Annotated in this window: 12 protein-coding genes, 1 other RNA gene and 1 pseudogene; 5 read left to right on the forward strand and 9 right to left on the reverse strand. The window is 71.1% G+C overall.

The features are described 5' to 3' along the window. Window positions 1–118 precede the first annotated feature (118 nt). Both ACIBEI_RS15870 and ACIBEI_RS15875 read right to left on the reverse strand, forming a co-directional pair. Entirely contained in the window at window positions 119–307 is a 189-nt protein-coding gene (locus tag ACIBEI_RS15870) for a hypothetical protein (RefSeq protein ID WP_398889046.1), read from the reverse strand. Window positions 308–411: 104 nt separating this feature from the next. Then, window positions 412–1,404, reverse strand: coding sequence for a trypsin-like peptidase domain-containing protein (locus ACIBEI_RS15875; RefSeq protein ID WP_398889048.1), 993 nt, complete (start codon window positions 1,402–1,404; stop codon window positions 412–414). A gap of 256 nt (window positions 1,405–1,660) precedes the next feature. Here ACIBEI_RS15875 and ACIBEI_RS15880 point away from each other — a divergent pair, with 256 nt between their 5' ends. After that, window positions 1,661–1,969, forward strand: coding sequence for a trypco2 family protein (locus tag ACIBEI_RS15880; RefSeq protein WP_398889050.1), 309 nt, complete (start codon window positions 1,661–1,663; stop codon window positions 1,967–1,969). Between the two features lie 89 nt (window positions 1,970–2,058). Here the strand turns inward: ACIBEI_RS15880 and rnpB are convergent. The 5 genes and pseudogenes from rnpB to ACIBEI_RS15905 all read right to left on the reverse strand — a co-directional run bounded on the left by rnpB (window position 2,059) and on the right by ACIBEI_RS15905 (window position 5,763). Beyond that, an RNA gene (gene rnpB / locus ACIBEI_RS15885) (RNase P RNA component class A) lies at window positions 2,059–2,474 on the reverse strand. Window positions 2,475–2,601: 127 nt separating this feature from the next. Next, a pseudogene (locus tag ACIBEI_RS15890) lies at window positions 2,602–3,384 on the reverse strand (DMT family transporter); the annotation flags it as partial. Between the two features lie 19 nt (window positions 3,385–3,403). Next, window positions 3,404–4,264 carry an AraC family transcriptional regulator gene (locus tag ACIBEI_RS15895; protein ID WP_398889052.1) on the reverse strand — a complete coding sequence of 287 codons (861 nt, stop codon included), beginning with the start codon at window positions 4,262–4,264 and terminating at the stop codon, window positions 3,404–3,406. A gap of 289 nt (window positions 4,265–4,553) precedes the next feature. Beyond that, window positions 4,554–5,042 (reverse strand): TetR/AcrR family transcriptional regulator, encoded by a 489-nt coding sequence (locus tag ACIBEI_RS15900; protein WP_398889576.1) that lies wholly within the window; start codon window positions 5,040–5,042, stop codon window positions 4,554–4,556. A gap of 199 nt (window positions 5,043–5,241) precedes the next feature. Further along, window positions 5,242–5,763 carry a DUF4260 family protein gene (locus ACIBEI_RS15905; protein ID WP_398889054.1) on the reverse strand — a complete coding sequence of 174 codons (522 nt, stop codon included), beginning with the start codon at window positions 5,761–5,763 and terminating at the stop codon, window positions 5,242–5,244. Window positions 5,764–5,944: 181 nt separating this feature from the next. Here ACIBEI_RS15905 and ACIBEI_RS15910 point away from each other — a divergent pair, with 181 nt between their 5' ends. Then, window positions 5,945–6,724, forward strand: a complete 780-nt coding sequence (locus ACIBEI_RS15910; RefSeq protein ID WP_398889056.1) for a MerR family transcriptional regulator — start codon at window positions 5,945–5,947, stop codon at window positions 6,722–6,724. Further along, entirely contained in the window at window positions 6,721–7,440 is a 720-nt protein-coding gene (locus tag ACIBEI_RS15915) for a hypothetical protein (protein WP_398889058.1), read from the forward strand. Before ACIBEI_RS15910 ends, ACIBEI_RS15915 begins: the two co-directional genes overlap by 4 nt. Here ACIBEI_RS15915 and ACIBEI_RS15920 read toward each other — a convergent pair. Further along, a complete protein-coding gene (locus ACIBEI_RS15920; protein ID WP_398889060.1) occupies window positions 7,391–8,836 on the reverse strand; it encodes an RNB domain-containing ribonuclease in 1,446 nt (481 codons plus the stop codon). The two genes, ACIBEI_RS15915 and ACIBEI_RS15920, sit on opposite strands and share 50 nt — an antisense overlap. Before the next feature lie 159 nt (window positions 8,837–8,995). On the opposite strand from ACIBEI_RS15920, the gene yaaA reads away from it, so the two are divergent. Then, entirely contained in the window at window positions 8,996–9,778 is a 783-nt protein-coding gene (gene yaaA, locus ACIBEI_RS15925) for a peroxide stress protein YaaA (RefSeq protein WP_398889062.1), read from the forward strand. Between the two features lie 94 nt (window positions 9,779–9,872). Continuing rightward, entirely contained in the window at window positions 9,873–10,529 is a 657-nt protein-coding gene (gene eda, locus ACIBEI_RS15930) for a bifunctional 4-hydroxy-2-oxoglutarate aldolase/2-dehydro-3-deoxy-phosphogluconate aldolase (protein ID WP_398889064.1), read from the forward strand. A 105-nt stretch (window positions 10,530–10,634) separates the two neighbouring features. Here eda and ACIBEI_RS15935 read toward each other — a convergent pair whose 3' ends face one another. Then, window positions 10,635–11,606, reverse strand: a complete 972-nt coding sequence (locus ACIBEI_RS15935) for a bifunctional RNase H/acid phosphatase (protein WP_398889066.1) — start codon at window positions 11,604–11,606, stop codon at window positions 10,635–10,637. Between the last annotated feature and the right edge of the window lie 7 nt (window positions 11,607–11,613).

Below are 11,613 nucleotides of genomic sequence, written 5' to 3' on the forward strand. Positions count from 1 at the left end.
GACGGACCTACCACGGTCGCCGTCATGAACAAGTGCTGGAAGGTCCTCCAGGGAAAAACTGTGGAAGGCCGGACGGTCTCGGTCTACGCCGCCGTCAGCACCCACGACTCCCCCTGAGTCACACCGAACGGGACGGATTGCTGCCCCCGGCCCTGACCGAATACGGGTCGTCGACGTCGCTCATCAGACGCTTGAGCGACTCAGTCAGATCTGGGCCGTCCATGGAGCGCAGTTCCTCGAGCGATATACCCGAGAGGTCCAGGATCCCGGGACCAGTGGCAGGCGTAGCCCGCTCCACGGCTGCCAAGTCCCCTCCTGTTACAGGCCGTTGACTCATCCGGCGTTCCCTCCCATGATGACCCAGCACAGGTCGTGCCGAAACCCTGCGTACCGGTCAGTCACCGCATCACATCATCGGTATTTGACGGTCAGTTGGCGCAGAATGCGCTCGACTCGACGGACCTCCTCCGAGTCCTGTTCCCAGTTCCGTAGAGCATCGACCACCGGACCGAACGTGCCGGGATATCTCCGGCACGTACGCAGCAGTCCGTGAACCTCGGAGCGCAGGTTTCCGTCGCGAGGACGCTGGCCGACAAGACGAGGATCGGTCTCCTCCAGTACAGCGTCCAGCCCGTTGAGTCGGCGGAGCGAGGGAAGCTCGGCAATCGCATCGGTGAGTTGCCAGAGTTCGGCCGGGTTCAAGAGGGGCAGCAGCGAGCAAGGAGCAGAAGCCGGAGGGCCCGCGGAGACCGGGAGTTCCGGCGGCAGACCTGCATGCCTGACCAGCACTTCCAACTCGGCCTCCCCCAGGACCTCGTACCACCGTGCCACCCGCACCGCGGCAAGTCGGTTCAGGCCGTCCGCCCGGTGATGCACGGCGATCACACCGATGACCGCATCCTCGCACCAGACGGCCGCACCGGACATGCCCTCCCAGGGAGAGCGGTCCGGTCCCACCTCCTCGGCGGGCGGTGGTACTGCGACCTCCAGGCTCCCCTCGCGGCGGTTGGAGAGGACAGAGACTTTGCCGTCGACGTGACAGGAGTCGCGGTACCGGCCCGAGGGCCCGGACTCGGCGCGATCGGGTCGGACAGCGGTCTGCCGGATCTTGAAAAGAGGGAAACCGACGGTGGACACCCGCAACGTCACATCACCGTCCGGGACGGCGAGAAATCGAGGCGGCAATAGGGCTGACGGCGCCTCAGGGGGCAGGTCCGTGAGTTCCAGCAGGGCCAGGTCCGCCCGGGCCGAAGCGAAGGCGACACGAGCCTGGACCGTCCACTCGGCAGGGCGGTCCGCATCGAAACGGACTCGGAGCCCGGCCACGGGCGGTCCCACGACATGTGCCGAGGTAAGGACGTAATGGTCGGACACTCGGTAGCCTGAGCCTCGCCGACCGGGCATGCCGAGCGTACGTCCTGTGATCACCTCGGCCACTCGGCTGATCTCCAGCCCTGTTGGACTCCCCTCGTGTTCGCCCACACGAGGCCTCTTACCCCGCGTCCGCCCCCTCTACGCCGCGAGAGGCCGGGGCCTCGCGGCGGGGTCGGTGCATCTTTCGAAACCCTGATCGCGCTCTGAAGCAATGCCACTGCGCTGGTGACCTATCTGCACTTTTCTCGTAACATCACAACCCATCTGGCTGCACGGGAGAGCCGTTGTGATCGAACTAGGCGACTTCATAAGGGAGTTGAGAATCCAGCTCAACTCCGCCCTTTCCGACCCGGACCTGGGCCCAGTGCGCTTCGAACTGGGTCCGGTGGAGATCGAGGCGACCGTCGCAGTCGACCGCTCCCGCGGCGGGAGCGGCAAGGTGAGGTTCTGGGTCGTGGAGGCGAACGCCGACATGTCCACCTCCACAACGCAGACTCATCGCATCACGGTCACTCTGCAGCCTGTCCTCGTCGCACCCGACGGCAGCCACCACAGCATGCTGATCACGGGCAAGGAACTGGATCACGAGCGTTAGCGCGCTCTCGTCGAAATGGGCTGGCCCTATCTGACCCTCGTCATCGAAATCGCCCGACCCGGGTTCCTCTGAGTTCAGAGTACGAGCGGCAGACGAGTCGGGCTGTACGCCGGGTTCTGTCGCCCGGCTGCCTCGCGGCGGCCGGGGAGACGGCCATCCATCTAGGGCCGGCGTTGCCGCCGGCCTCGTGCGGTCTACCCGCGGACTCGGGCGGGCAGCCCTCGAACGTCCGCGCAGAGCCGTCCTTCTTGCGAAGAGGCGGCTCCTCTTGACCTTGCTCCGGGTGGGGTTTACCTAGCCGCCTGAGTCGCCTCAGGCGCTGGTGGTCTCTTACACCACCGTTTCACCCTTACCTGGGACCGAGGTCCCTGGCGGTCTGCTTTCTGTGGCACTGTCCCGCGGGTCACCCCGGGTGGCCGTTAGCCACCACCCTGCCCTTTGGAGCCCGGACGTTCCTCGGGAAGCGCCCCCGAAGGGGACTCCACGCGGCCGTCCGCCCGGCTCGTCTGCCGTGTCGACCATGGTACCGGGCCCGTGGCCCCGGCCGGAACGCGAGCGGCCGGAGCCGCCGTCGCCAGGAACGAGCCCAGGAGGATCAGCGTGAACGCCGCTACCACCCCCGCCGTCAGCTCCTCGTCCAGGAACAGCACTCCCGCCGTCACCGCCACCGCCGGGTTGACGTACGTGAAGACCACCGCCCGCGTCGGGCCCGCCTCCCTGATCAGTTCCAGGAAGACCACGAAGGCCAGTGCCGTGCAGATCACTCCCAGGCCGGAGAGGGATGCCAGGACTGAGGGGGACGGGAGCGACGACGGTCGTGTCAGTGCCGCTGCCGGGGCGTACACCAGCGCCGCCAGGAGCAGGCACGGGGCTATCAGTTGCAGGGTCGGCACCGGTTTCAGGTAGCGGGCCATGATCAGCGGGGCTGTTGCGTAGCCCACCACCGTCACCAGCATCTCCGTCAGGGCGCGGGCGTTTCCGCCTGTCAGGTGTGGGGCCGTCAGGACCGCCACGCCGGCCAGGCCCAGCCCGAGGCCGACCATGCGGCGGGCGCCCAGGCGTTCCGTGTCGCCGAAGTAGCGGGCCAGGACGATGCCCACTATCGGTACGCCCGCGATCAGCAGGCCCGCCGTCGAGCTGGAGAGGTGGCGTTCCGCGTCGGTCAGGGTCCACCAGGGGCCGATGATCTCTATGCAGGCGAAGGCCAGCATGGGGCGCCAGTGCGCTCGTACGACTCCCACCAGGTTTCCCTGGCTGATTGCGAAGGGGAGTAGCAGTGCCGCGCCCAGCGCGCAGCGTGCGAATACCACCATGGACGCGGACATGCCACCGTCCACCGCCACTTTGATCATCAGGTAGGGGATGCCCCAGAGCACTCCCATCAGGGAGAAGAGAAACCAGCCGCGTGCAGTCATGCGGGCAGTCTCGGCCGGGTCAGCGGCGGGAGTCTTGAACGCTGTTGCGGTACGCCGCCGGGGTCACGCCCAGTACCCGGCGGAACCAGCGCGTCAGGTGTGCCTGGTCCGCGAAGCCGACCAGTGCCGCCGTCTCGGCGGGGCGGTGGCCCTTCTCCAGTAGGCAGCGGGCTCGGTTCACTCGGTGCTGGGCCAGCCAGGCGTACGGGGGCATCCCCGTGCTCGTACGGAAGGCTCGGAGCAGTTGGTAGCGGGACAGGTCCAGGTCCGCGGCCAGGGCGGAGAGGGATGGCGGGGAGAGCAGTTCGTCTGCCAGGCGGGTGCGGACCGTCTCGGCTATGCGGTCCGCGCCCGGGATCCTGTCGCACACCGGGCGGGCCGTCGAGTGGCGGCGGGCCAGGGCTGTGAGCAGCCATGGGACGCGGGACTCCGCCTCCAACGGGTCCGGGCAGGCGCTCAGTTCGGTGTGTGCGATGCGTAGGGCCGCGGCCAGTTCGGGGTCGTCGAGGAGGGGGTCGCGGAAGTGCGGGATGTCGTACGTGCCCTCGGTGAGCAGGGGGATCTCGGCGTACAGGGCGCGGTAGGCGTAGCCGTCGGATGCCGCGGGGCCGCCGGTGTGCATCTCGCCGGGGGCGAGGACGACTATCGAGCCGGGGCCCGGCTCGATCCGGCCGCCTCGGTAGTCGATGATCTCGGAGCCGCCGACGCAGACGCCGATGGTGAACTCCTCGTGGGCGTGCGGCGCGTAGCGGTGACGGTTGAAGCGGGCGGTCAGGAGGTCGAGCGGACGGCCGCTCCGGCCGAGAGTCGCCCGGGTCCAGACGGCCTGCTCGCGGCCGGCCACGGGCTCACGCCCACTCACCGGCTCACGCCCACTCACCGGCTCACTCCCAGCCACCGGCTCGCGGCCAGACGTCTACTCACGGCCACCCGTCGGTCCGCGCTTGGCCGTCCGGTCAGGCCCAGGTGTCCGGTCAGGCCCAGATGTCCGGTCAGGCCCAGATGTCCGGCCGGATCCGCCTGGCAGTCCAGGCACATACGTCTGCCCGGAATCACCCGCCCTGGCACACCTGGCCGTCCCGGCTCAACCGTCTGCCCGTACCTGACCGGCCGGCGAAGCCCACCCACCCGCTCACCATCACCCCGTGCCCCCATGGCGCCCCACCTCCTCACGGATGCAACGCCCGCGTGCCCCTCTTCCATGCCCCGGCCAGGTCCGCGTCGTCCGGAAATCGGCCGTGGATCTCCAGGATCACCATCCCGTGGGCGAACGCCCAGGTGGCCCGGGCCAGGTCCATGTCGCCGCCGCAGGCCCGGACCAGGGGCGCGGCGGCGCGGTCCTCCAGGCCGGGCGGGAGGAAGGCGCGGGGCAGGGGGCGCTCGGTGGCCAGGCAGTAGAGGTGGGGGTGTTCGAGGGCGTACGCGCGATACGCCTCGGCCAGGGCCGGGATCGAACCGGGGGCCTGGGTCTCGGCAGCCTCCAGCGCAGCCGCGGACTCGGCGAGCATCTGCGCGATCAGCTCGACCTCGACGGCCGACTTGTCGGGGAAGTGCTTGTAGAGGGACGGGGCCTTGATGCCCAGGTGGTCGGCGAGGGCCCGCATGGTCAGCGCCGCGGGGCCGGACTCCTCCAGGAGCGCCCGGGCCGCCGCCACGATCGAACGGGCCCGCGGGGAGAGCCCACCGGGTCCACCACCCTGGGAGCCCGGCCGGTCACCGGACTCAGCGCCCCGCCGGTCACCGCCCTGGCCGGCCGGCCGGTCACCAACTTGGGCGCCTTGCCCGTCACCGTCCTGGGAACCCTGCCGGTCGGCACCTCGGGCGCCCCGCCCGTCGGCGCCTCGGTTGCCCTGCCCGTCAGTCACGCTGGAAGCCCTCCTTCGTCCGCAGGCCGTAGCCGAAGGCGCGATCGTACGAGATGTGGGCGAGCCAGCCGCACAGGGCCGCGAAGGCCGGGGCCCAGGTGACCGGTCCGAGGGCGTAGAGCGTCATGAGGGCGAGCGGGACGAGCGCCCGGTGGGCGGTGTTGTAGTACGGGACCGCGCGGGGCTGGAGGCGGCCCTTCGCCATTCCGCGCGCGTCGCCGATGCCGACCAGGAACGTCAGGTCGGGCGCCGCGAAGAACACGACGGCCAGCAGCCCCGCGAGCCAGCCGTGGTTCACGGCTTCGAGCGCGGCGAAGGCCGACCAGAAGAGCGCGTTCAGCAGCCAGGCGATGCGGCGGACGACCGGGAGGACGCGGCGGCCTCGGGGGGCGAAGGCCGTGCGATCGGCGTCCGCAGTGTCGGCGTCCGCGCCGTCGGCGTCCGCAGTGTCGGCTGTGCCAGCTGTGCTGGCTGTGCCGGGCCCGGTGATCGTGCTCGTGGCTACCGTGCTCATTGCTGCCTCCTGCGGCTGGGCGGTCGGGGTGTGCGGCGGGACGACCACGGGACATCTGGCTAACGTCGTTAGCCACGACCGACCGTACGGCTAACAGTGTTAGCTGTCAATGGGTGTTCCCCGACCCGCCGGGAAAGCCGCCGCTTGACCCTGCCGCAACGTCAACGTTTCTACTGGGGGCATGCGGATCGGAGAACTCGCCGCGACCGTCGGCGTCACGACGCGGACCGTCCGGCACTACCACCACCTCGGGCTGCTGCCCGAACCCGAGCGGCGCTCCAACGGCTACCGCGACTACGGCCTGCGCCACGCTGTCATGCTCGCCCGGATCAAACGGCTGACCGAGCTGGGGCTCGGTCTCGCCGAAGTGCGGGACGCCCTCGCGGACGACGCGGGGCGCGATCTCGCCGAGGTGCTCGCGGAGCTCGACGACGACCTGGCGCGCCAGGAGGCGGCGATCCGGGAGCGGCGGCTGCGGCTGCGCGCCCTGCTGGACGGGAGCGGACTGACCGCCGAAGGGCCCGTGTCTCCCGAACTTGCCGCGATCTTCAGCGAGTTGACCCGGAACCCGGAACCGGCGATGGCTGCGAAGGACCGCGAGATGATCGCCTTCCTCGAATCGGTCGCGGCCCCCGAGGACCGTGAGCAGCTGCTGTCCGCGCTGCGTGCCACCGCGGACGTGCCCGGCGCCCTGGAGCGGACGCACGAGGCGTACGCCCTGCTCGACGCGCTCGTCGACGTCGACCGGTCCGACCCGCGCGTCGAGGAGGCCGCCCGTGCCCTCGCCGACTGCCTGCCCGACGAGGCCCTGGAAGGCATGGGCCTCGGCCAACTCGACCTGGAGGGAACCGACATGACCGGCACCGGCAGCTTCTTCCGCGCCTTTCTCGACGACTTCGCCCCCGCGCAGGCCGCGGCGGTCCGCCGGACGATCGAACTGCTCGTGGAGCGTGCGCGATGAGCGCGGCGGCGGACACGGTGACGACGGCGGGCGGTGTGCCGGCCAGCGGTGTGCCGGCGACCGGCGCCGTGCGGACCCTTCGGACCGTGCGGCATCTCGTCGCCCACGAGGTGCGGCTGCTGGCGAGCATCGCCCGGTGGGTGGCCCGGCGGCCGCACGGCATCGGGCGCGGGCGGGCCTTCTCGTACGGGCGCGGCCAGGGCGCGATGATGTTCGGCTTCGGGTTCGTGTCCGTCCTCGAAAGCGCCTGCATGGCGGTGCTCCTGCGGAACCATCCCGCCGTCCACCGGGTCGTGTTCGCGCTCGACGTCTACACACTGCTGCTGATCGTCGGCATGCACGCGGCGTCCGTGACCCGCCCGCATGTGCTCGACGACACGGGGGACGAGAACGAGGCCTTCCTGCGTATCCGCCGCGCCGTCCACGTCGACGTGCGCGTCCCGCTCGCCGCGATCGCCTCCGTGCGCCGCGAGTTGGTCACCACGCACGAGAAGCGCGACGGCCGGCTCGACCTGGCCATCGGCGCGCAGACCACGATCACACTCGAACTCTCCTCCCCCGTACGGCACTTCACCTTCCTCGGACGCCCCAAGGACGTAACCCTGATCCGCTTCCACGCCGACGAACCCGAGGCGCTGGTACGGGAGATACGCACAGCTCTGGAACTCACGCGGGAGCGAACAGCACCTTCGACGAGCCCGGTTCGGCCTGTGTGAGCCGTACCCGCAGCCGCTCCCCCAGCGGCAGCGCCCCCGCCGCTTCCTCGCTCTTGATACGGGCGACGACGGCGGGGGACTCCAACTGGACGGTTCCCACGGTGGGTTCGCGTTCCTGTACGTCCACGACGGTGCCGTCGAAGAGTTCGCCGACGCGGTCCTTGAGCAGCGCCGCCTCGACGATGTCGACGCACTCGCGCTCGACCGTACCCGCGCGGCGGGTGCCCTCGGCCATCCGCTTCGGCAGGTCGTCGAGGGCGGCGAGCACCCACTGCGGCGGTTCCTCCCCGGCTGCCGCCGCCAGGCACAGTTCCGAGGCGTACCGGTCGACCAGGCGGCGCAGCGGCGCCGTGCAGTGGGTGTAGGGCGCGGCCACGGCGGCGTGGGTGGTGAGGTCCGGGGTGACGCCGCCCCGGAAGACCGTGTAGCCCGCGCCGCGCAGCAGCGTCGTGCACTCCTGGAGGAAGGCCGCGTGGTGGGGCAGGTGCGGGTCGAGGGAACGGATCAGCTCGGCGTACGAGACGTGGTGCGGCCAGTCGATGCGCAGTGCCCGGGCGGTACGCCGCAATCGGCCGACCGCGCCATCCGGCGCTGCCGGGAGTGTGCGCAGCACGCCCGTGCCGTACGTCAGCATCAGCTCGGCCGCGGCCATGCCCGTGAGGAGGGAGATCTGCGCGTTCCAGCCGTCGGCGGGAAGCGGGGCGCGGTAGGCGAGTTCGTACGTGCCGTCGCGCTCGACGATCTCCTGCTCGGGGACGTTCAGGGAGATGCCGCCGCGGGCCACTTCCTGTTGTTCGCGGAGGAGTCCGATGTCCTTGAGCAGGGCCAGAGGCTCCTCGGCAGTGCCCGCGTCGAGTTGCTTCTGGACGGACTCGTAGTCGAGCTTGGCGCGGCTGCGGACGAGGGCGCGGCGGACGTCGGTGGACGTGGGACGGCCGTCCGCGTCCAGGTCGATGGTCCACAGGACGGCCGGGCAGGTCTGGTCCGGGAGCAGGCTCGCGGCGCCCTCGCTCAGCAGCGGCGGGTGGAGGGGGATCTTCCCGTCCGGGAAGTAGAGGGTCGTGACCCTGCGGTGTGCCTCCGCGTCCAGGAGACCGCCGGGTACGACGAAGGCGGCGACGTCGGCGATGGCGTACCGCACGCGGTAGCCGTCCGGGCGGCGGGACAGGTGCATCGCCTGGTCGAGGTCGGTGGACGTCGGCGGGTCGATGGTGAAGAGGGGGATGTCCGTCGCGTCGTACGCCGGCAGCGTGGGTTCACGGGCGGCCCGTTCCGCCTCGGCGAGGGCCTCCGGCCGGAACGCCACGGGTATGTCGAGTTCGGTGCGCAGTGCGCGCAGCGCGGCCCGCAGGGGCGCCTCGGCTGCGCCGGTCACACGAATCTGGCGGCGGGGCATAGGGCGAGCGTATGGCGGGGTGGGGCGGGCGGCACCCCGTAGGCTTGCGCGTACCCCGCTCACGTACCGAACGTCACGTACCGAACGTCACGTACCGAACGTCACGTATTGAACGTCACGCACCGAAACGCCTTACCGAACGCCCCAGGGAGAACCGCCGTGCTTGTGCTGCTGCCGCCGTCCGAAGGAAAGGCTCCCTCCGGGCGGGGCGCGCCGTTGAAGCCGGAGTCGCTGTCGTTGCCGGGGCTCGCCGAGGCGCGGCAGGCGGTGTTCGAGGAACTCGTCGAACTCTGCGTGGGCGACGAGGAGAAGGCCCGCGAGGTGCTCGGGCTGAGCGAGGGCCTGCGCGGCGAGGTCGCCAAGAACACGGAGCTGCGGACCGCGGGGGCGCGGCCCGCCGGGGAGATCTACACGGGGGTGTTGTACGACGCCCTCGACCTGGCCTCGCTCGACACGGGGGCCAAGCGGCGGGCTTCGCGCTCGCTGCTCGTCTTCTCGGGGCTGTGGGGTGCGGTCCGGGTGACGGACCGGATTCCCTCGTACCGCTGCTCGATGGGTGTGAAGCTGCCGGGGCTTGGCGCGCTGGGCGCGCACTGGCGGGCGCCGATGGCCTCCGTGCTGCCCGAGGCGGCCGGGAACGGCCTCGTGCTCGACCTGCGGTCCTCCGCGTACGCGGCCGCGTGGAAGCCGAAGGGCGAGGTCGCGGGGCGCACGGCGAGCGTACGGGTGCTGCACGCGCCGACCCGGAAGGTCGTCAGCCACTTCAACAAGGCGACCAAGGGCCGCATCGTCCGCAGCCTCATGCAGTCCGGTGCCGTGCCTTCGGGGCCCGCTGAGCTGGTGGAGGCGCTGCGGGATCTCGGGTACGTGGTGGAGGCCGCGGCTCCTGCGGGGGCGGGGCGGGCTTGGATGCTGGACGTGCTGGTGGACGAGATTCACTGAGCGGGCAGCCCGCCCGCGACGAGCGCGCGAGCCATCCGTTGCAGCATGCGCAACATGCTTTGCGCATGCTGATTGGCGCGGGCAGGATGAGCGCATGGTTTCGCCCCTGCCTTCGTCACCGCTGTCCTCGTCCGTGCTCGAACTGGCGCCCGTCGTCCCCGTGGTCGTCGTCGACGACGTCGCGGACGCCGTGCCGCTGGCCCGCGCGCTCGTCGCGGGCGGGCTGCCCGCCATCGAGGTGACGCTGCGGACGCCGGTCGCGCTCGACGCGATCCGGGCGATCGCCGACGGGGTCCCGGAGGCGGTGGTCGGGGCGGGCACGGTCATCTCGCCGGACCAGGTGGCGCAGTCGGTGGCCGCCGGGGCGCGCTTCCTGGTGAGCCCGGGCTGGACGAACGTACTGCTCGATGCCATGAAGGCGTCCGGGGTGCCGTTCCTGCCGGGGGTGTCCACGACGTCGGAGGTCGTGGCGCTGCTGGAGCGGGGCGTGAGCGACATGAAGTTCTTCCCGGCCCAGGCGGCCGGTGGCACGGCGTACCTCAAGTCCCTGGCGGGGCCGCTCCCCCAGGCCCGCTTCTGCCCGACCGGGGGCATCGGCCCGGCTGTCGCACCGGAGTACTTGGCCCTGCCCAACGTCCTTTGCGTGGGCGGGAGTTGGATGCTCCCGCCGGACGCGGTCGCGGCCGGGGACTGGGCGCGGGTGGAGAGCCTGGCGAGGGAGGCCGCACGGATGGGGCAGGCCTCACGCTGAGTGCCTTTAAGGGGCGCGGGGAACTGCGCGATCAGCCCCCACTGCCCGCAGTCAAGTCACCACCCGAGCCCACCCCTAGCCCACCCCAAGCCCAACCCGCTCAGCTCAGCGCAGCGGTGACGTGTCGTTGAGCAGCCGTACGCTCGCGTTGCCGTCCGCGTAATACGCCACCACCGACAGCGACGCCGCCGACAGTTCCATCCTGAACAGGGCTTCCGGCGGGGCGCCCAGGGCCAGCCGTACCAGGGTCTTGATGGGCGTGACGTGGGAGACGAGAAGTACGGTGCGGCCGGTGTGCGCCGCGAGCAGCTTGTCGCGGGCCGCGGCCACCCGGTGGGCCACCGCCTCGAAACTCTCGCCGCCGCCGGTGGGTTCGGCGTCCGGAGAACTCAGCCAGGCGCCCATGTCGTCCGGGTACCGCTCGTGGACCTCGGCGAACGTCAGCCCCTCCCATGCGCCGAAGTCCGTCTCGCGGAGCCCGTCCTCGATCCGTACGTCCAGTCGGAGCCGGGCGGCGACGATCTCTGCGGTTTCGCGGCAGCGGGCGAGGGGGGACGAGATGACTTCCTGTACGGTCCCGCGGTCGGCCAGGGCGGTCGCGACGCGGTCGGCCTGGTGGCGGCCCGTGTCCGACAGTGCGGGGTCGCTGCCGCCGCTTCCCGAGAACCGCTTCTGGGGGGTCAGGGGGGTCTCGCCGTGCCGGAGCAGCACGAGGGTGGTGGGGGTGCCGAGGTCTGGGGGTGCGGCTCGGGTGTCGTTGGTGTCGGGGGTGGCGACGGGAGTTGTCTGGCCGCGGGCCGGTCGTGGCTGGTCGCGCAGTTCCCCGCGCCCCTTGAAGGACGCCACCGGACCCTGCGCCAACAGCGGGGACCCCGCGTCGGTCGTACCGGCAGGAGTCGTCCCGCCGCGGGCCGGTTGTGGCTGGTCGCGCAGTTCCCCGCGCCCCTTGAAGGACGCCACCGGGCCCCGCGCCGACAGCGTCTCCCCCGTCGTCGCATCGGTCACTACGGGCCCGTAACCCGTGGGCCCCGGGTTTCCCCGGGGACCCCCGTCCGTCTCGACGGTCGACTCGCGCAAGCCGGAA

The sequence above is a fragment of the Streptomyces sp. NPDC050988 genome, from assembly GCF_044456225.1.
GTDB lineage: Bacteria > Actinomycetota > Actinomycetes > Streptomycetales > Streptomycetaceae > Streptomyces.